Below are 19,353 nucleotides of genomic sequence, written 5' to 3' on the forward strand. Positions count from 1 at the left end.
GCCACGGGGAGTGGTATAAGCCGCCCCGCTACGGGCTGTCACCCCGCCGGTCAGCCCTCCGGTCAGCCCTCCGCGCCGGACTTCCGGGTGTGCAACTGCCGTGCCACCTCGGCGATCGAGCCCGAGAGCGACGGGTACACGGTGAACGCGTTCGCGATCTGCTCGACCGTCAGGTTGTTGTCGACGGCGATCGAGATGGGGTGGATGAGTTCCGAGGCGCGCGGCGCGACCACCACGCCGCCGACCACGATCCCGGTCCCCGGCCGGGAGAAGATCTTGACGAAGCCGTCCCGGATGCCCTGCATCTTGGCGCGCGGGTTGCGCAGCAGCGGCAGCTTGACCACCCGGGCGTCGATCTTGCCGGCGTCCACGTCGGCCTGCGAGTAGCCGACCGTGGCGATCTCGGGGTCGGTGAAGACGTTGGAGGAGACGGTCTTCAGGTTCAGCGGGGTGACCGCGTCGCCCAGGAAGTGGTACATGGCGATCCGGCCCTGCATGGCGGCGACCGACGCGAGCGCGAAGATGCCGGTCACGTCACCGGCGGCGTAGACGCCCGGCGCGGAGGTCCGGGACACCTTGTCGGTCTTGACGTGCCCGGACTCCTTGAGCGTGACCCCGGCCTCCTCCAGACCCATGCCCTCGGTGTTGGGGATGGCGCCGACCGCCATCAGGCAGTGCGACCCGGTGATGACGCGTCCGTCGGCGAGGGTGACCTCCACCCGGTCCCCGACCCGCTTCGCGGACTGCGCCCGCGAACGCGCCATGACGTTCATCCCGCGCCGCCGGAAGACGTCCTCGAGGACGGCGGCGGCGTCCGGGTCCTCACCCGGCAGCACCCGGTCCCGGGAGGAGACGAGCGTGACCCGCGACCCGAGCGCCTGGTAGGCCCCGGCGAACTCGGCACCGGTGACACCGGACCCGACCACGATCAGCTCCTCGGGCAGCTCGTCGAGGTCGTACACCTGCGTCCAGTTGAGGATGCGCTCGCCGTCGGGGCGGGCGTCGGGCAGCTCGCGCGGGTGCCCGCCGGTGGCGATCAGCACGGCGTCCGCGGTGAGCGTCTCCTCGCTGCCGTCGGCGGCGCGCACCACGACCTTGCGCGACCCGTCGAGCGCCTGCATCCCCTCCAGGCGCCCGCGCCCGCGCATCACACGCGCGCCGGCGCGGGTCACGGAGGCGGTGATGTCGTGCGACTGCGCGAGGGCGAGCCGCTTCACGCGCCGGTTGACCTTGCCGAGGTCGACGCCCACCACCCGGGCGGTCTGCTCCAGCGGCGGGGTGTCGTCGGCGACGATGATGCCCAGCTCCTCGTAGGAGGAGTCGAAGGTGGTCATCACCTCGGCCGTGGCGATCAGGGTCTTGGACGGCACGCAGTCGGTCAGCACCGACGCCCCGCCCAGTCCGTCGCAGTCGACGACGGTCACCTCCGCGCCGAGCTGTGCGGCGACCAGCGCCGCTTCGTATCCGCCGGGTCCGCCACCGATGATCACGATCCGAGTCACGTACTCCATTGTCCCGCACGCTTCAACGGCGCACCGCCCGGGGCCCCCGCCCGATGCGCCCCCGTTATCCGGAACACCCCGTACCCTCTCCCCATGTCGCTCTACGCCGCGTACGCCGGCAACCTCGACGCGCGGCTGATGTCCCGCCGCGCCCCGCACTCGCCGCTGCGCGCCACCGGCTGGCTGAACGGGTGGCGGCTGACCTTCGGGGGCGAGCGGCTGGGCTGGGAGGGCGCGCTGGCCACCCTCGTGGAGGACCCGCTGTGCCAGGTCTTCGTCGCCCTCTACGACATCGCCCCGATGGACGAGGACTCGCTGGACCGCTGGGAGGGCGCGGGCCTGGACATCTACCGGCGCACCCGGGTCCGGGCGCACACCCTGGACGGCGAGGAGCAGGCCTGGACGTACGTCCTGAACGCCTACGAGGGCGGCCTGCCCTCGGCCCGTTACCTCGGCGAACTGGCCGACGCGGCGGAATCGGCGGGCGCGCCCCACGACTACGTCATGGAACTGCGCAAACGGCCCTGCTGAGGCCGGGCCGGAACCTAGACTCGGGGAACAGACGCACCACCGGGAGATCGCATGCCCCCCACCACGTATGACGTGTATTTCACCGTGCAGGCCGCCGAAGCCCGCGACCGGCTCGACGACCGGCAGCGCGGCGCCTTCGACAAGGGCATCTCGTTGCTGGCCCGCGATCCCTTCCTCTCCGTGTCGCGGCCCCTAAGCTCCACCGGTGACGACCGCACGATCCGGCTCACCCAGAACGTCCTGGTGGAGTACACGGTGAGCCGTGGCCGCCTGCTGATTTTCATCGTCGAGGTATTCAACGACAAGGACGTCCTGATCACGGACGAGTGAGCCTTTCGAGGCGGCCGACCGAAACAACGAAACAACAATCGCAGGACCGTCACCTCCCCCATCTACGCGCGTAGGCCCAAACCGGCTACTCTCATCCGCGTGAACGCATCTCTTCTTCCGGACGACATCCAGGGCGCCACCCCGAAGGATCCACGGGTCGCCGCCGACGCCGCCGCGGCCCGCCTGCGCGAGCTCACCGGCGCCGAGACCCACGACGTCGCCCTCGTGATGGGCTCCGGCTGGGCCCCGGCGGCGGACGCCCTGGGCGTCCCCGACGCCGAGCTCCAGGTCACCGAGCTGCCCGGCTTCCCGCCGCCGGCCGCCGAGGGCCACGGCGGCAAGATCCGCTCGTACCGCATCGGCAACCGCCGCGCCCTGGTCTTCCTCGGCCGCACCCATTACTACGAGGGACACGGCGTCGCCTCCGTGGCGCACGGGGTGCGGACCGCCGTGTCGGCCGGCGCCAAGACGGTCGTCCTGACCAACGGCTGCGGCGGTCTGCGCGAGGGCATGCGTCCCGGCCAGCCGGTCCTGATCAGCGACCACATCAACCTGACGGCGACGTCGCCCATCGTGGGCGCGAACTTCGTGGACCTGACCGACCTGTACTCGCCGCGGCTGCGGGCCCTGTGCAAGGAGGTCGACGGGACGCTGGAGGAGGGCGTGTACGCCCAGTTCCCCGGCCCGCACTACGAGACGCCGGCGGAGATCCGGATGGCCCGGGTGATCGGCGCGGACCTGGTGGGGATGTCCACGGTGCTGGAGGCGATCGCGGCACGGGAGGCGGGCGCGGAGGTGCTGGGCATCTCCCTGGTCACGAACCTCGCCGCGGGCATGACGGGCGAGCCCCTCAACCACGAGGAAGTACTCCAGGCCGGTCGGGACTCGGCGGCCCGGATGGGGTCGCTGCTGACGCAGGTGCTGGGTCGGCTGTAGGTGCCGTCAGCGACGGGTACGTCGCGATCCTGCGGGACACTGGCCCGACCGGGCCTTGCCCAGTCGCGTCACTGCGGCCGGGATCAGCTGGCCGAGTCCTGGTCCGGGAATGTGACGACAGTGGCCACCGCGCGACCCAGATGTTCGTGGGGGGCACATCGTGGCCGCCAGCCCGGCGGTCACGTCCACGTGAGGCGTTGCCCGTCTGGGCCGACACTCAGCCGCATCCGGTCGGCGGACGGGCTCCCGTCCGCCTGCCACCGTGCGACCCGCTCGGTGATCTGGTCCCACAGCCGCGCCGTGCCGCCCTGCCGGACCATCCACCGGCCGCCATTCTGGAAGACGGCCGCCCCGCCTCGGCCGCCACGTCGATGACGACGTGTTCCGTCCGGCCGTCGCGTTCCAGCGTGAGCCGCTGGGCACGCGGCGCGGCGAACTGCGCGACGAACCGGGCGGTCCAGTCGTCGAGCACATCCGCGCCCAGCTCCGCGGGTGCCGCGTCGCCCTCTCTGACGTTCGGCAGAAGGCCCAGCGGGGGCGGCAGGTGCGGGCGGGCCGGCATGAACGAGACCTGTCCGCCGAGAACCGGGCCTTTGGCCGTGCCGTCGTCGGCAACCGTGAGCCGTATGAGTTCGGAGGCGTGCATCCATCCGCCGACCGTGACCAGGACCTCACCGCCGGGCCGAGTCTGCGCGAGCCAGTCGGCCGGCACGGTGTGCACGCCGCAGGTGGCGATCACGCGGTCGTACAGGTCGCCCGCCGGGTAGCCCGCCAGTCCGTCACCGACCACCCGGGCAGGCCAGTACCCGGCGCCCGCGAGCGCGATCCCGGCACGGGCGGACACCTCGGCGTCGACCTCGACCGTGGTCACGTTGTCCTCGCCGACGACATGGCACAGCAGCGCCGTGGAGAAGCCCGTGCCCGTGCCGATCTCCAGCATGCGTGTCCCGTCGGTCGCCCGCAGGTCTTCGAGCATCCGCACGACCAGGCTCGGCAGGGTGGACGACGACGTGGGGGCCGCGGCGATGCGGCCCTCGACCTGGTCGGGGAAGACGCCCCCGGCCACCTGCGTCACGAGGGTGTCGTCCTCGTAGATCCGCGTGAGTCCGTCCGCGGAGTCTCCGGTCGCGGGCCGGTACCAGCCGCCGTCCTCGTACTCGAACCAGCCGCGCGCCAAGAACGCCTCGCGGGGCACGCACAGCACGGCCGCCTCCCCTTGCGGGCTGCGCAGAGCACCGGTCTTGGACAGGCGCCGCGCGAGGTCGGCCCGTAGGTGTTCGGACGGCAGGGGCTCACTCATGCTGACTCGCTCCGTTCTCCAACAGGTCTGCGATTGCGGTGGTGATCGGCAGTCCGGCCACGTCTTCGAGCCACGCCCATTGGCCGTTGGGGTTGCACTCCAGGAACCACCATGCGCCGTCCGCGGGCACGGCGAAGTCGAAGGCGCCGAAGTGCAGCCCGAAGGCGGCGAGGAACCGCACCAGCGCCTCGCGCATTCCGTCCGGACAGGCGACCGGTTCATAAGTGAGGTTCTGGTATTCGGCTCTCCAGTCCACGACCCCGGGCATTTCCTCCTTGGTCGCTTCCTACGGTGATGTCGTGCGGGATCCGCCCGCGGGCAGAGCACGCGACGGGGGGGGGTGCGCGCTGGCACGGTGAGCGCGGCGGACTGTACGGCGCGGTCGGCGATTCGGTCCCGGGCGTGCGACTGAACGCGCACCATGTGGTCAAGTTCCGCGATGCACAGACCGCACCCGTACACGTCACCCGTTGCGCCGGGCGTGATAACGGAGCCGACCCACAGCACGCGCACGCCCTCTCGTCGGCAGTACAGCCAACGGATACCGGTCACCCACTGGTTCCCGTCGTCCGTCTGCGCGATGAGGGGCCATACGTCGCGCCACGGGCGGATGATGGCCGGGGCGAACGTCACGCCGTGCCCCCGGTTACCCGCGCGAGTGCGGCAAGTTCCGCCGGAAGCTGCATCACCGGCCGAGTCACCGCGCCGCCCCCCGCTCGTTGCGCGCAGAGTTCCTGACGTGCAGGAACCCCCCCCGCCTTCTCGATCTCCCGCGCCACTTTGTCGTACTCCTGCGGAACGGACGAGATCATCGAGCGGCACGCCGTGAGCACCGCTCCGGCCTCGCCGCGCTTGACGCACTCGACGGCCTGCCGCCGCCTGTCACGCCCTTGCGGTGGCAGCAGCCCGGCGCGTTCCTCGATCACGTCCGTGATCTCCCACCCGACCGCCGCCGCGTACTGCGTGCACTCCTGGCGAGGTCCCGCGATGTTCGTTCGGGGAGCACCGCACAGGTAGATCACGCAGCGGAACCGCTCGATCGGCGCGGCCTCGGCCAGTACGTCGGCCTCACCCGGTGAGATACCGGCCGCCGCGTCGGCCAGCGCCTCACGCCGTCTCAGATCACCGTCGGTTCGACGGATCCGGGCCTGTCCATGCCTCTGCCCACCCTCAATGCCGATCATGCACCAGCCGACCGGGACCGCGCGAGGCTACGGATCGGAACAGCGCTGAGCACCCTCTCCCGCGAGGTCCTCGCCGCCGCCGGCCTCCACCCCAAGATGGCGCTGCTGGTCTCCAAGCCCCCTATGGAAAGGCGGTCGTTCGCGACCGCCCGCAAGCTGTGGCCCGACGTCGAAATCACGTCGGAGCCGCTGGAATTCGACGACTATCTGAAGTCCATCGGTGACAAGCTCGTCCTGGACATGCTCGTCGGCGACCTCCAGCGGGTCATCGAGTATCCGAGGCTTGGATTTGCCATCGCGTAGGAAGTCCCGGATGACGTGCGTGCCGCGCACGAATCCCTCATTCGCGACGGCTGCACCAGCCGCCCTTCCCGCTCGGCTGGCTCAAGGCCATGGTTGGCTGGCGCTGGACCGAACTGCGCGCCGCCCCTGAATCACCCCAGGTCTGGCGGAGACATCGAAGACCCCCGGCAGGTGCAGCCGTCGACGGGCGACCAGGACGGGCAGACGCTCGTCACGCCAGCGGTGTGCCGGCCCGGCTCATTCCAGAACGTCGCCTGTGCGGAGCGGGACGCCGATGGCTACGACGGTGACGGTGTCGAGGCAGACGTAGCCACGGCTGCCGCAGCGGGTGGACGCGTAGATCTCAGCGCGTCGGCGACTGCGGAGGTGCCAGCACCGCCTGAAGAGCGGGAGCGACGCGTCGGACGATCTCCTCGCGATCTTCATCGGCGAGCACGGGGACTCGCACGATCTGCCGGCCGACGGTGATGCCGATCAGCATGGAGGAGGCGAGAGCAGCGCGGAGCGCGGCGTCGTGGCGGTCCGACCCGAAGTGCTGAAGGCCCTCGGACAGCCGCGCTGCGATGAACTCGCGCAGTTGTGCGCCCGCCTGTTCATTGGAGACCGCTCCACGCAGCATCGCCCGCAGCGCGTCGGCATCGGGCTGATCGCCCTCCCAGACGGCGAGGTACGCCCGGACGGCCCGCTCACCGACCGATTCCAGCGGACCGCTGAACGCGCCCGCGATGCAGGCGAGCGCCTCGGGTGAGATCGACATCACCGCTCCGAAGAGCTCGTCCTTGGTCCGGAAGAACTGCATGACGAGTGCGGCGTCGACGCCGGCGTCCGCGGCGATCGCGCGGATCGTCGTGCCCTTGAATCCGGCCGCGGCGAATTGCCGACGCGCGGCGTCGAGCACCGCCTGGCGGGTCGTGTTCCGCCCAGGCCTTCGGCCGCGCCGCGCAGGCGACTCCCGCGTTTCGAGTTGCTCAGCCATGCCTGCAGTGTACGGTGAGCACGTGATGTCAACAGTCGTTGATATTATTGGGTGAGCGGTCGAGGGAGTACGTCACGGAAAACAGCCAAAGGGTCCGCACACCGTCCCAGCCGTTGGTGCCATGGGCGCGGCGCCGAGTTCGCCCAACGCCGCTTCGTGGTTCGGCGGCCACGGCCTGCCCGGTTCGCCGCCGGTCGGCCCGAGTGCGCCTCGCCGGAGACCGGCGGCGCCCATGCGTCCTCCCACCACCCGTTCAGCACGTCTTGAGGAGAAACCCATGACGCAGACAGGTTTCCTGGCCGGCCCGATCACCGGCCTGAAATACGAAACCCCCACCTACCAGGGAATTACGGGACCAGAGGGGGAATTCCAGTACGAGGAGCGGGAACGGGTCGCGTTTCTCGTCGGGGCGACACCGATCGGCAATGTCTCCGCCCGCCCACGGGTGAACCTTGCCCAAATCGTCGCCCGTGTGGACGGTGATGCCGGCAAGCTGCGCGACCCCGGACTGACGAACATCGCCCGGTTCGTGTTCACCCTCGGCCGCAAGGAGATCCGGGACCACGGAACACAGATCGCCCCGGAGGTCCACGACATCATCGGCCGTCGGCCCATCGATTTCCGGCACGACGCCGACTTCACGGGCTCCGCGCCCGCGGACAAGGTGCGGGCTTTCACCGACGACCCGGTCATCGCCGAGATCCTGCGGGATCTGAACGAAGCCGGAGTTTTCGAGGGCACCGGCCCGCGCACTCTGTGCACGCCGGCGAACGCCCGGAACGAAGTACGCCGCAACATCATGGGCATCCTGCGGTTCCGCGACGTCAGGATCCCGCTGGGGAACGGCGAGTACGTCCTCGCGGACGTGTTCCGGCCCGCCTGGCCAGGCACCTACCCGGTCGTCATCAGCTCGGGACCCTACGGCAAGGCGTTCAACCACCACTCGATCGCGACCGCCACCGACCTCGAAGAGCACGAGCTCATGGAGGACGACTACTTCTGCGGCAACCCCGGTGGGCAGCCGTTCGAGAACCATGAAACGGTCAATACCGCGTGCTGGGTTCCCGACGGATACGCGGTCGTACGTACGGACATGCCCGGCGCCGGCAACAACCCCGGACGGCTCGCCCCCTGGGGGATCGCCGGAGCCGAGGCACTCCGCGACTGCATCGACTGGGCCGGCGTCCAGCCATGGTCGAACGGCAACGTCGGCACCTGGGGCATGTCATACCTCGCGATGAGCCAGCACCAGGCCGCCAGCCTCCACCCCAAGCACCTCAAAGCGATGATCGCCATCGGCACCGATGTGGACCTCTACGAGGAGGTCGCCTACAACGGCGGCATCTTCAATGAGCAGTTCTGGCCTGTCTGGAAAGCGAACGGGATCGACCCCGCGGTCGTGGGAACACCCGATATGGCGGACTTCGTCCGGACTCTGGAGAACAGTCCCTTCCGCGACACCGACCCGGAGGCCGTCTTCGGACCACGGGCCGACATCTTCATGAGTCCCGACCTGACCGACGTCACCGTGCCCCTTTGGGCGGTCGCCGCAACGACGCACTCCTCTCACTTCCACCAGCTCGGCGGCAGCAACGCCTATCTGGCCACGCCGACCGAGAACAAGAAGCTCGACCTCTGGGACGACTGGTTCCAGAAGGCCTACGCCGAGGAGACCGTCGCCGCGCACAAGGCGTTCTTCGACCACTGGCTCAAAGGAGTCGACAACGGGATCATGGATGTCCCGCCCGTGCGCCTGGAGATCCGGTCCGGCAACGGTGCCGCGCAGATCCTCCAGGAGAACGAGTGGCCCGTCGCGCGCACCGAGTACCGCCGCTGGTACCTCGACGCCTCCCGGGCACAGACAGCCCAGCCGGCAGGGGAGCGACAGTTCCTCCGGCTGGAGACCACCGAGCCGGCCGTCTCGGGGCAGACGGCGTATTCTGCCGAGGTCGCGCTGGTTCCTCCGGCCCGCGGAGCAGCCCTGCGTGTCGATGCGGCATCGGCCCAGTCCGATCCGCACGCCACCGGCAGCTCGTTCCTCAGCGCGCCGCTGACCGCCGACGCGATTCTCGCCGGATACGGAAAGGTCGGTCTGACGGTCTCGTCCACCAGTTACGACATGGACATCTACGTGTCGGTACGGGTCATCGACGAGGCCGGTCACGAAGTCGACTTCACCGGGTTCGCCACGAGCGGCTTCGGCGATCGCCCCATTCCGCTCATGAAGGGCTGGCTGAAGGCCTCGCACCGGAAGATCGACGAAGAACGCAGCACGAAGTACACCGTCAAACACACCCATCGCAAGGGCGACCACGCGGCGCTCGTCCCGGACGAGGAGGTGAAGGTCGAGATCGAGTTGATTCCCAGCACCGGGCTACTCAAGAAGGGCCAACGCATCCGCGTCGACGTGCAGCCCTACGACGGCGTCGCGCACGGCATGCACCACGCCTACGATTCCGCCTACCACGACGGGGCTGTCAACACAGTGCACACAGGACCGTCCCGCCTCGGCTATGTACAGCTGCCGATCATAGGTTGACATTCAGGTGCAGGAACAGTTCCCCGAGTGGAGTGGCAAGGCGATCCGGCCCCTGTCGTCGGCCGGGACGGTCAACGCCATCTTCCGTATCGGCGAAAATCTCGCCGCGCGTTTCCCCCTGCGTCTGACCGATGCCTCCGAGGCACTGGCGGTTCTGGAACAGGAGGTCCGGGCGAGCGCGGAGCTGGCCCGGGTGTCCCGGTTCCCCGTCCCGGAACCCGTCGCCCTGGGTAAACCCGGGGCGGGCTACCCCATGCCGTGGTCGGTCCAGACCTGGCTGCCGGGAACGGTCGCCGCCGATGCCGACCCGAGCGGGTCGGACGCTTTCGCCGAGGGTCTCGCGGCCTTCATCGCCACCCTGCGGGACGCCGATACCCGCGGGCGACTCTTCAGCGGCGGAAATCGTGGCGGCGTCCTCGCCCACCACGACGACTGGATGGCGACGTGTTTCGAGGAGAGCGAGGGACTGCTCGACGTACCCCGGCTGCGCGAGGTGTGGCGCCACTTCCGGGAGTTGCCGCGCACGGGTGCCGACGTGATGAGCCATGGTGACCTGATTCCCGGCAACGTCCTGGTCACGGGAGGCCGGCTCAGCGGCGTGCTGGACACCGGCGGCTTCGGCCCGGCCGACCCGGCGCTGGATCTGGTCAGTGCCTGGCACCTGTTGCGGCGGGGCCCACGGGACGTGCTCCGGCAGGCGCTGGCCTGCGACGACCTGGAGTGGGAGCGCGGCAAGGCGTGGGCGTTCGAACAGGCGATGGGTGCTGCCTGGTACTACGCCGAGAGCAATCCGACGATGAGCGCGATGGGACGGCGGACACTCGACCGCATCCTGGATTCGATGGACTGACGCCGCCGGGGCGGCACGGGGTGGGGCGGCGTTACGGTTGGGGGTCGCCGAGTCCTCGTCTCTCCGCGATTCAGCCGGCACCGCCGCAGAACGAGAGGTTGCCCCACGTGCACGCCGATGTCATCGCCGCCGCCAAGACCTGGCTGGCCGAGGATCCCGACCCGGAGACCCGGGCCGAGCTGGCCGGGCTCATCGACGCCTCCGACGTCGCGGAGATCGCCGCCCGGTTCTCCGGCACCCTCCAGTTCGGCACCGCCGGTCTGCGGGGCGAACTCGGTGCCGGGCCGATGCGGATGAACCGGGCGGTGGTCATCCGGGCCGCCGCCGGGCTCGCCGCCTATCTGAAGAAGCAGGGGCACGGGAGCGAGGGGCTCGTCGTCGTCGGGTACGACGCCCGGCACAAGTCGTTCGACTTCGCTCGGGACACCGCCGCCGTGCTGGTCGGAGCCGGTCTGCGGGCGGCCGTGCTGCCCCGCCCGCTGCCCACCCCCGTCCTCGCCTTCGCCATCCGGCATCTCGGGGCCGTCGCCGGTGTGGAGGTCACCGCCAGCCACAACCCGCCCCGCGACAACGGCTACAAGGTGTACCTCGGCGACGGCTCCCAGATCGTGCCGCCCGCCGACGCGGACATCGCCGCCGAGATCGACGCCGTGGGCAGCCCGCACGACGTACCGCGTCCGGACGGCGGCTGGACCACCCTCGACGACGCCGTCCTCGACGCCTATCTGGCCCGTACCGACGCCGTGCTCGCTCCCGGTTCGCCGCGTACCGCCCGGACCGTCTACACGCCGATGCACGGCGTCGGGCGGGAGACGCTGCTGGCCGCCTTCGCGCGGGCCGGGTTCCCGGCACCGGTCGTCGTCGCCGAACAGGCCGATCCCGACCCGGACTTCCCGACCGTCGCCTTCCCCAACCCGGAGGAGCCCGGCGCGATGGATCTCGCCTTCGCCACCGCCCGCGGGAGCGAACCCGACCTGGTGATCGCCAACGATCCGGACGCCGACCGCTGCGCGGTGGCCGTGCCCGACGGGGACGAGTGGCGGATGCTGCGCGGCGACGAGGTCGGCGCGCTGCTCGCCGCGCACCTGGTGAACCGGGGTGCGACCGGCACCTTCGCGGAGTCGATCGTCTCCTCCTCGCTGCTCGCCCGGATCGCCGGCGCGGCCGGACTGCCGCACACCGAGACCCTCACCGGCTTCAAGTGGATCGCCCGCGCCGAGGGCCTGCGCTACGGCTACGAGGAGGCGCTCGGCTACTGCGTCGACCCCGAGGGCGTGCGGGACAAGGACGGCATCACCGCCGCCCTCCTCGTCACCGAGCTGGCCTCCGTGCTCAAGGCCGAGGGGCGCACCCTTCTTGATCTCCTCGACGACCTCGCCGTCGCGCACGGGCTGCACGCCACCGACCAGCTCTCGGTCCGGGTCGACGACCTCGCCGTCATCGCGGACGCCATGCGCCGGCTGCGGGAGCGGCCGCCGGGCGCGCTGGGCGGGCTGCCGGTCACCAGGGCGGAGGATCTCACCGAGGGCACGGACGGGCTGCCGCCCACCGACGGGCTGCGCTACACGCTCGACGGCGCCCGGGTCGTCGTCCGGCCCAGCGGTACCGAGCCCAAGCTGAAGTGCTACCTGGAGGTCGTCGTGCCGGTCGCCGGACGTGCCGGGCTGCGCGCGGCGCGGGCCGAGGCGGCGGACCGGCTGGCCGCCGTCAAGCGGGACCTGGCCGCCGCGGCCGGGCTCTGAGGCCGGTCAGCCGGTGGTGGCCGTCGCCTCGGCGGCCGGGGACGGGGACCCGCTGTCGGTGGGCGTGACCGTGGGCGTAGGCGTGGGCGTGGGCTCCGGCGAGGGCGCGTCGGTGGGGTCGGGGCTCGCCGAGGGCTCGGTGGTCGGATCGGTCGTCGGATCGGGGTCCGGTTCCGGTTCCGGGGTGGTGGGGGCGGTCGGTGTGGGATCGGCCGATGCGGTCGGGGTCGGCTTCGGGGCGACGGTGGTGGGGGTGGTCCGGCTCGGGGTCGGGGTGGGCTTCGCGCTGCCGGGCGTACCACCGGCCCCGGTGCCGGTGCCGCCGGCGTCGTCCCCGGTGGCCCGGCGGTCCGTGCCGCCCCGCGTCACCGGGCGGGTGGCGGGCGTGTCACCGCCCGCGCCGGGGCTCTTCGGGACCACCGCCGTGCCGTCCGGGACGGTGCGCACGCCGCGCCGGTAGAACTCCATCCAGCTGAGCACCGTGTTGAGGTAGTCGCGCGAGTGGTTGTAGCTGAGGATCGCGCGGTCCAGGTCCGCGCCGGTGCGCAGGTCCCGGTCGCCGGCGCACAGGTAGTGCCCGGCGGCGAGGGCGGCGTCGTAGATGTTGTTGGGGTTGGCGGCACCGTCGCCGTTGCCGTCGGCGCCCCAGGTCTTCCAGGTGGTCGGCAGGAACTGCATGGGGCCCACCGCGCGGTCGTAGACGGCGTCCCCGTCCCAGACGCCGCCCTCGCTGTCGCGGATCAGCGCGAAGCCGTCGCCGTCCAGGGCGGGGCCGGTGATCGGGGTGAGGGTGTCGCCGTGCGCGTCGACGGCGCCGCCGCGGGCGTGGCCGGACTCGACCTTGCCGATGCCGGCGAGGAGTTGCCAGGGCAGGGCGCAGCCGGGGTCGGTGCGGGCGAGGGAGGTCTCGGCCCGGCGGTAGGCGGTGAGGACGGTGGCGGGCAGGCCGGCCTCGGCGGCGGCCCGTTCCGCGGTCACCGCCTCGTCGGCGGCCGCTTCGCCGAAGGCTTTCCCGGCGGCCTTCAGGGGCGGCAGTTCGACGTGGTACGAGTCGTCGCCCTGGGAGGGGACGTCCGGCAGTGGTGCGTCGGGCGGGACGAATCCGCCGGGGACCGTCACGTCCTCGTCCCGCCCGGCCGGAGCGGCCGCACCGGCCCCCGGGGCCTGGGAGCCGGCGGTGAGCAGGACGGAGAAGACGGTGACGACGGCGGCGGGGAACGCGCGCACGGGCATGGCGATGCTCCTGGCGGTCGGGAATCGGGAAGGCGGGGTCACAGCCGGACGAGGTAGCTGAACCCGGTGTCCGGGCCGACGCACGACTGGAGGGTGAGGTCGCCCCAGTACAGGCCGGCGGCGGGCACGCCCCGCCCGGGGGTGAGGTAGTTGGCGTACACCTGGTAGGTCCAGCGGCCGTGCACGGTGGTCAGCGTGACGCGGGTGCCGACGGGCAGCCGGGCGAAGCGGTCGAAGCCGTTGCAGTAGTCGTGGCCGACGATGACCACCGTCTGCATCTCGTAGCCGTCCTCCCGGCCGATCTCCGGGCCGGTCCACCGCACGGCGTCCCGGCAGGCGTCCACCTCGGCCTGCCCGCCGCGCCGGACGTACGACGTCCAGTCGCCGATCCGGAGCACGGCGCGCCCGGCGCGGGGCGCGGGCCCGGCGGCGGGGGTCGGATCCCCCGAACGCGCGGGCGACGGCGACGGCGTCGGTGTGCGGGAGAGGTCGGGGCCACGGCGTGCGGGGGTCGCCGTGGCGGCGGTGGCGGCCGGGGTGCGGGGCCGGGCGCGGGCGGGGTTCGAGGGCAGGGGTGGTACGGCGGTGGCGGAGGCGTCCGGCGTGGTGGCGGGCGGCGGGATCGCGCTCGTACCGCCGTACGCCACGGCCCCCGAGGACTGCGGCGCGGAACCGGCGTCCCGGGCCGCCGCGGCACCGGGTGACGCGCCGCACCCGGCGCCCCCGAGACCCCCCAGAACCCCGAGGACGATGAGCAGGGCCGTCGGCCACCTGGTCACCCGAACCGTCCGTTCACGTAGTCCGACGTCCGCTCGTCCTGCGGGGAGTTGAACATCGCGTCGGTGTCGCCGTGCTCCACGATCACGCCGGGGGTGCCGTGCGAGGCGAGGAAGAAGGCGCAGCTGTCGGAGACCCGGGCGGCCTGCTGCATGTTGTGGGTGACGATGACGATGGTGACCTCGGTGCGCAGTTCGGCGATGGTCTCCTCGATGCGGCGGGTGGAGGTCGGGTCCAGTGCCGAGCAGGGCTCGTCCATCAGCAGCACCCGGGGCCGTACCGCCAGCGAGCGGGCGATGCACAGGCGCTGCTGCTGGCCGCCGGAGAGCGCGCCGCCGGGCTGCCGCAGCCGGTCCTTGACCTCTTTCCACAGGCCCGCCTTGGTCAGGCACTCCTCGACCAGGGCGTCCCTGCCGTCCCGGGTGGCCTTGATGGCGTTGAGTTTCAGGCCGGCCAGCACGTTGTCGTAGAGGGACATGGCGGGGAACGGGTTGGGCTTCTGGAAGACCATGCCGATCTCGCGACGGGCGTGGGTGATGCGGCGGCCCCGGTCGTAGATGTCCTGCTCGTCGAGGAGCACCCGGCCGGCCAGCGACGCGGAGCCGATCAGCTCGTGCATCCGGTTGAGGATGCGCAGGAAGGTCGACTTGCCGCAGCCGGACGGGCCGATCAGCGCGGTGACCCGGCGGGCCGGCATGGTCAGCGACACCCGGTCCAGGACCTTGTGGTCGCCGAACCAGGCGGAGACGTCCTCGGCGCGCAGGGTGGCGGGGCCGGGTCCGGCGACGACCTTGGGAAGGAGGACCGTGGCGGTGCTGTCGGTGGTCATGGTGTACGTCAACTCCCGTACTGATTCCGGTTGTTCAGAGCAGGTTGGGCAGCAGCGCGGTCAGCGCGCCGGAGACCGCGAGGCCGAGCGCGCCGAGCACTGGTGCCGCGCAGATCCAGGTCTGCCAGTAGCCCCAGTAGCGGTACGAGGCGACCGTGAGCAGCGCGCCGAGCAGCAGCGCCTGCGACCACAGGAAGACCGCCAGCCAGGCCCGGCCGTCGGTGCCGAGCGCCTGCTCGGAGTCGGCGATCCAGCCGGCCGCGAGGTCGCGGGGCGGGTTCGGCTGGACGTCGGTGAGCAGCTCGGCGTCGACGCGGAGCACGCCCTTCGGGGTGTACGGGCCGCCGTCGGCGGTGATGAGGGTGAGCCGTCCCCGGCCCTGGGCGAGCGGCTCGGGCAGCTCGTCGCCGGCCCGGCGGACGCCGGTGACCCGGTAGACCGCCTTGCCCTGACCGGTGGTCAGTTCGATCCGGGCGCCGGCGGGCAGCTGGTGCACGTCGTTGAAGGGGCTGCCGTACGCCCACTGCCGGCCCATCAGCACCGAGGTGCCGGCCTGGCCGGGCAGCGGGGTGTCGCGGCGGTGCCCGGGGCCGGACATCAGGACCTCGGAGGTGGTGCCCTCGGCGACCACCTCGCTGAGGCCGAGCGCGGGGATCTTCAGCAGGGCCACCGGGGCGCCCGGTTCCAGCAGCTTGCCCTCGTAGTCGCGCTGGCCGACCGGGGCGGTGCCGAGGGCGAGCTGGCGGCGCAGTTCGTCGTAGGCGGTCTGCTGGTCGCGGGCGTGCTGGAGGTGGCCGACGACGGTGAGGTTCGCGGCGAACCCGAACAGGACGGCCGCCAGGACGCACAGCGCCGCCCCGGCCAGTGCCAGCCCGGGGCGGGCGGGGGGCCGCGCGCCCGGCTCGCGCGGCGGCGCGGGCACGGGCGGCGGCGGGACGGCGGGCGGACCGGCCTCGGCGGGCGGGACGGCCGCGGGTGGGGCGAGCGTGGTCACGGGGTGCGCTCCTGGAGGCGGGACGGGGCGGTGACATACGTGGGGCCGGGGCGGGACCCGGGGGCGCGTCGGCGTGCGCGCCCCCGAACCCGCCCGGCCGGTCAGCTGTTCCGCAGGTCAGCGGTGCTGCGGAGTGTCGGTGCCGAACGCCAGCAGTCCCCTGCGGCGCATGTGCAGCACGAGGGCCGCGCCGGCCAGCAGCAGGGCGAGCGAGGTCAGCGCGACGGCGCCGACCTGGGCGCCGGTGGAGGCCATCACTCCGCCGGTGCCGGAGCCGGACCCGCCGGACCCGCCGGTGTCGCCGTCCGAGCCGGACCCACCGCCATCACTGCCGTCGCCCGCCGTGCCGGAGTCGTCACCGGAGGCCGACGCGGAACCGGACGGGTCGGCGCTCTCGCCCGTCTCCGCGCCGGTGGTGAACGCGAAGTCGACCGAGTGCCCGTCCGTCTTCTGCTCGGCGAGCGTCAGCGTGTGGTCGCCGTCCTCGATCTCCTCCGGGACGGTGAACGCGTACTCCTCGACCGTGCCCTCGGCGTTCGCCTTCGCGTCCTGGAAGGTCTCCTCGCGGCCGGCGAGGGTGACCTTGACCGCGGCGTCGGCGGAGTAGCCGGCGGCGGTGATCCGCACGGTCTGGCCGGGTTCGAGGTCCGGGTTGGCGCCGAGCGGGTTGCCGTCCTCGTCGGTCACTTCGAGGTCCGCCGGGTCGGTGGGCTCGTCGGTGGGCTCGTCGGTGGCGTCGAAGGTGAAGGCCGCCCGGTGGTTGGCGGACCCGCCCTCGCTGAAGTACAGCGTGGTGTCACCGCTGATGGTGCGCTCGGGGACGGTGTAGAGGTAGTCGGTGACCGTGCCCTCGGCGTCCGCGGTCGCGTCGGCGAAGGCCGCCTCGGTCGCGTTGCTCTGGGACACCTCGACGGTGGCGCCCGGCGTGAAGCCCTTGACGGTGATCTTCGCGCTCTGCCCGATGGCGAGCGTGGGCTTGTCCGGCAGGGCGCTGCCGTCGGCGCCCTTGGCGGAGACGAGGTAGGTCAGCCCTCTGGTGGCACTCGCCGTCGCGTCGGTGTACGCCTCGGCGTCGGAAGGGGTGAAGACGGCCGTGTAGGTGTGCGGGCCGCCGATCGCGGACGCCTTGACCGTGCGTTCGGCCGTACCGCCCGTCACCTCGGCCGTGCCGAGCGAGGTCTCGCCCTCCTTGAACTCGACCGAGCCGGCCGCCGCGGCGGGCGTGACCGTGGCGGTCAGCTTCAGGTCACCGCCCACGGGGACGTCCTGCGGCGCGTCCAGGCCGAGGGTCACGGGCTGCTGCTGGACCAGGGTCCAGGTGTCGCCCACCACGGTGATCTTGGCGAGGAAGCGGTCCACGGCCGAGCCCGACCCGCACAGCAGGCCCAGCGTGTAGGTGCCGTCGAGGGTGGGGTTGATCCCCGCCAGGGCCTTCTCCAGGGTCGCCGTACCGGCCAGCAGCTGCGCCGTGAAGGGCACGGTGCCGACCGGTACCGTCTCCGCGGTCTTGGCCACGGGCTGCTTCGGGGTGCCGTTGGCCCGGAACACCCAGAGGTTGGCGTTGTACGGCTTGGCGGGGTCCGCGGGGTCCGGGCACCCGGCGCTGGTGGTCACGGACGCGGCCGGCGGGGCGTCGGTGAGCTTCCCGGAGGCCGGGCTGAGCGTGAACGAGCCCAGCACGGTGGCCGCCTCGGCCTTGGGGGCGAAGGCGAGCGCGCCGGCCAGCGCCGCGCACAGCAGGGCGAGGCCGGTCAGCAGCGCCACGGGTGAGACGAGTCTTGCGGGATGTTGATTCATGGTGGGATTCCCCCGCGGGGTGGATGGTGGATGGATACGCCACCGGGCCGGGCACCCACTGGGGTGCCCGGCCGGCGCGCGTGACTGCTGGTGGTGGGTCAGTTCTCGCCCTTGAGGCTGGTGGCACCGCAGTTGGCGACGGTGCCGAAGCCGTACAGCTCGATCGTGTCCGCGTCCTGGCAGACCTTGGAGTTCGCACCGACGAAGGTGGCGGCGATGTCGGCGTCGCCCAGGCGGGCGGTCTCGACGACGTTGTAGACGTCGCGGCTGTACTCGCCGCCGTTGATGGTGTTCAGGACGGTGTCGCCGTGCACGTCCGGGATCAGGCCACCGGTCTGGGAGGCGTACTTCGCCACCGAGTACGGGGCGAGGTCGCCGGCGCTGTCCAGGGCCTCACCGTCGTGCTCCTGCATGGTCTGGACGCAGGAGCCCAGGGTGGGGCTGCCGATGGAGGTCAGGAAGAAGCTGCGGGTGCCCGAGCCGCTCTGCGGCAGCAGCGGGGTCACGGAGACGCCGTTGACCTGGGTGAGCGTGCACTCGTAGATGGCCTTGAGGTCGGCCTGGCTGAAGTTCACGCCGTTCAGCGCGCTGTCCTCGCGGACCGCCATCCTCAGCTTGTCCGACGCGAACGGGATCCAGGTCAGGTCGGTGCCGGCGGTCTGCACACCGCGCGAGGAGCGGGCGAAGTCCAGGCACCCGGCGCCGGAGTCGATGTCGCTGTTGAGCGCGGCGATACCGGCCGAGGAGCCGTTCGGACGGGTCAGGTCACAGCCGGTCTGGCGGGTCTTGACGCTGGTGTCCACCGGGTCCGTGATCGCGTCGTACGAGGCGATCAGCGTGCCCCCGTCGATGTTCTCGCCGAGGCCGTTGAGGACGTCCTGCGTGGTGTCGGAGCCGACGCCGGCCAGGACCCGGTAGGAGCCGTCGGCCGGGTCGGCGGAGGCGATCGGGGCCATGACGGTCAGGCCGAGGGCGGCGGCACCGACGACGGCACCGGCGAAAGCGCGGGACTTGACGTTCACTTCTGGTCTCCTCCGTGCATGCGGATCGGGCAAACGGATCGTGCGAACGGATTACGAGCAAGGACGGTCAAGCAGAATCCGGATTTCCGTACCGGCCGACCCGTCGACCGGCCGTGCAAAACAATTCCAGAGCCGTGCATTACCGGCCACCAATTCCAACCGGTGATCAGGTTAAGGGATCGTTTCCTAGACGCCTCCTAGGAAATTCACCCGACCTTGCGCGAATTCCCCGGAGCGGCTCGGCCCCGGGGAATCCGGAATTCCCGGTGGGTCAGCCGCGCACCGCCCGGCGGGCGGAGAGCCGCATCATGACGGGGCCGGCGAGGCCGGCGACACCGCCGGCGATCAGCACGCCGAGCAGTACCCAGCGGATCAGCCCGAGCACCTCCGCCGGAGTCACCCCGCCGGACTGCGCCACGTTCTGCTTCGCCGGGTCGGTCCCGGTCGGCGCGGCAACCGGGGCGGCGGCCGCCGCGTCCGCACCGGCCGCGCCGCCGGTGTCCGTCCC

18 protein-coding genes and 1 pseudogene are annotated in these 19,353 nt (G+C 71.7%); 7 read left to right on the forward strand and 12 right to left on the reverse strand.

Annotation, left to right across the window (positions count from 1 at the left end):
* Positions 1 to 62: 62 nt before the first annotated feature.
* Positions 63 to 1,511 carry an NAD(P)H-quinone dehydrogenase gene (locus ACTT8P_RS24860; RefSeq protein WP_442833955.1) on the reverse strand — a complete coding sequence of 483 codons (1,449 nt, stop codon included), beginning with the start codon at positions 1,509 to 1,511 and terminating at the stop codon, positions 63 to 65.
* Between the two features lie 84 nt (positions 1,512 to 1,595).
* Here ACTT8P_RS24860 and ACTT8P_RS24865 point away from each other — a divergent pair, with 84 nt between their 5' ends.
* The 3 genes from ACTT8P_RS24865 (at position 1,596) to ACTT8P_RS24875 (ending at position 3,299) form a co-directional block, all read left to right on the forward strand.
* Positions 1,596 to 2,033, forward strand: a complete 438-nt coding sequence (locus ACTT8P_RS24865) for a gamma-glutamylcyclotransferase (RefSeq protein ID WP_361162616.1) — start codon at positions 1,596 to 1,598, stop codon at positions 2,031 to 2,033.
* 51 nt (positions 2,034 to 2,084) lie between these two features.
* Positions 2,085 to 2,363: a type II toxin-antitoxin system RelE family toxin gene (locus ACTT8P_RS24870; protein ID WP_442833956.1), complete on the forward strand. Its 279-nt coding sequence runs from the start codon at positions 2,085 to 2,087 to the stop codon at positions 2,361 to 2,363.
* A gap of 99 nt (positions 2,364 to 2,462) precedes the next feature.
* Positions 2,463 to 3,299, forward strand: a complete 837-nt coding sequence (locus ACTT8P_RS24875; protein WP_442833957.1) for a purine-nucleoside phosphorylase — start codon at positions 2,463 to 2,465, stop codon at positions 3,297 to 3,299.
* Positions 3,300 to 3,516: 217 nt separating this feature from the next.
* Here the strand turns inward: ACTT8P_RS24875 and ACTT8P_RS24880 are convergent, their stop codons facing one another.
* The 3 genes from ACTT8P_RS24880 to ACTT8P_RS24890 all read right to left on the reverse strand — a co-directional run bounded on the left by ACTT8P_RS24880 (position 3,517) and on the right by ACTT8P_RS24890 (position 5,783).
* Positions 3,517 to 4,599, reverse strand: a complete 1,083-nt coding sequence (locus ACTT8P_RS24880) for an ATP-grasp peptide maturase system methyltransferase (RefSeq protein ID WP_442833958.1) — start codon at positions 4,597 to 4,599, stop codon at positions 3,517 to 3,519.
* Positions 4,592 to 4,855 carry a hypothetical protein gene (locus ACTT8P_RS24885; protein WP_442833959.1) on the reverse strand — a complete coding sequence of 88 codons (264 nt, stop codon included), beginning with the start codon at positions 4,853 to 4,855 and terminating at the stop codon, positions 4,592 to 4,594. The genes ACTT8P_RS24880 and ACTT8P_RS24885 overlap by 8 nt, the downstream gene beginning before the upstream one ends.
* Before the next feature lie 373 nt (positions 4,856 to 5,228).
* Positions 5,229 to 5,783: a hypothetical protein gene (locus ACTT8P_RS24890; RefSeq protein ID WP_442833960.1), complete on the reverse strand. Its 555-nt coding sequence runs from the start codon at positions 5,781 to 5,783 to the stop codon at positions 5,229 to 5,231.
* Positions 5,784 to 5,834: 51 nt separating this feature from the next.
* Between ACTT8P_RS24890 and ACTT8P_RS24895 the strand changes: the two are divergent.
* Positions 5,835 to 6,149 (forward strand): annotated as a pseudogene (locus tag ACTT8P_RS24895) (YdcF family protein); the annotation flags it as partial.
* Positions 6,150 to 6,429: 280 nt separating this feature from the next.
* Here ACTT8P_RS24895 and ACTT8P_RS24900 read toward each other — a convergent pair.
* The gene (locus ACTT8P_RS24900) at positions 6,430 to 7,062 is read right to left on the reverse strand and encodes a TetR/AcrR family transcriptional regulator (protein WP_442833961.1); all 633 of its coding nucleotides are present in this window, start codon (positions 7,060 to 7,062) and stop codon (positions 6,430 to 6,432) included.
* Between the two features lie 277 nt (positions 7,063 to 7,339).
* Here ACTT8P_RS24900 and ACTT8P_RS24905 point away from each other — a divergent pair, with 277 nt between their 5' ends.
* The 3 genes from ACTT8P_RS24905 (at position 7,340) to ACTT8P_RS24915 (ending at position 12,193) form a co-directional block, all read left to right on the forward strand.
* Positions 7,340 to 9,601: a CocE/NonD family hydrolase gene (locus tag ACTT8P_RS24905; RefSeq protein WP_442833962.1), complete on the forward strand. Its 2,262-nt coding sequence runs from the start codon at positions 7,340 to 7,342 to the stop codon at positions 9,599 to 9,601.
* Between the two features lie 7 nt (positions 9,602 to 9,608).
* Positions 9,609 to 10,451 (forward strand): aminoglycoside phosphotransferase family protein, encoded by an 843-nt coding sequence (locus tag ACTT8P_RS24910; RefSeq protein WP_442833963.1) that lies wholly within the window; start codon positions 9,609 to 9,611, stop codon positions 10,449 to 10,451.
* A gap of 107 nt (positions 10,452 to 10,558) precedes the next feature.
* The gene (locus ACTT8P_RS24915) at positions 10,559 to 12,193 is read left to right on the forward strand and encodes a phospho-sugar mutase (RefSeq protein WP_442833964.1); all 1,635 of its coding nucleotides are present in this window, start codon (positions 10,559 to 10,561) and stop codon (positions 12,191 to 12,193) included.
* 6 nt (positions 12,194 to 12,199) lie between these two features.
* On the opposite strand, the gene ACTT8P_RS24920 is transcribed toward ACTT8P_RS24915, so the two are convergent.
* From ACTT8P_RS24920 to ACTT8P_RS24950, 7 genes are all read right to left on the reverse strand, one after another.
* Positions 12,200 to 13,426: a lytic transglycosylase domain-containing protein gene (locus ACTT8P_RS24920; protein WP_442833965.1), complete on the reverse strand. Its 1,227-nt coding sequence runs from the start codon at positions 13,424 to 13,426 to the stop codon at positions 12,200 to 12,202.
* Between the two features lie 38 nt (positions 13,427 to 13,464).
* Complete coding sequence (locus ACTT8P_RS24925) at positions 13,465 to 14,205, reverse strand: hypothetical protein (protein ID WP_442833966.1); 741 nt, start codon at positions 14,203 to 14,205, stop codon at positions 13,465 to 13,467.
* Entirely contained in the window at positions 14,202 to 15,032 is an 831-nt protein-coding gene (locus tag ACTT8P_RS24930; protein WP_442833967.1) for a phosphate ABC transporter ATP-binding protein, read from the reverse strand. Before ACTT8P_RS24930 ends, ACTT8P_RS24925 begins: the two co-directional genes overlap by 4 nt.
* Positions 15,033 to 15,066: 34 nt before the next feature.
* Complete coding sequence (locus ACTT8P_RS24935) at positions 15,067 to 16,026, reverse strand: sortase (protein ID WP_442833968.1); 960 nt, start codon at positions 16,024 to 16,026, stop codon at positions 15,067 to 15,069.
* 117 nt (positions 16,027 to 16,143) lie between these two features.
* Positions 16,144 to 17,823, reverse strand: coding sequence for an Ig-like domain repeat protein (locus ACTT8P_RS24940; protein ID WP_442833969.1), 1,680 nt, complete (start codon positions 17,821 to 17,823; stop codon positions 16,144 to 16,146).
* Between the two features lie 98 nt (positions 17,824 to 17,921).
* Positions 17,922 to 18,845 (reverse strand): hypothetical protein, encoded by a 924-nt coding sequence (locus ACTT8P_RS24945; RefSeq protein ID WP_442833970.1) that lies wholly within the window; start codon positions 18,843 to 18,845, stop codon positions 17,922 to 17,924.
* A gap of 271 nt (positions 18,846 to 19,116) precedes the next feature.
* On the reverse strand, positions 19,117 to 19,353 hold a 237-nt coding region (locus ACTT8P_RS24950; protein ID WP_442833971.1), incomplete at its 5' end, for a hypothetical protein.

Origin of the sequence: Streptomyces sp. JW3 (assembly GCF_052216785.1) — a bacterium.
Taxonomy (GTDB): domain Bacteria; phylum Actinomycetota; class Actinomycetes; order Streptomycetales; family Streptomycetaceae; genus Streptomyces.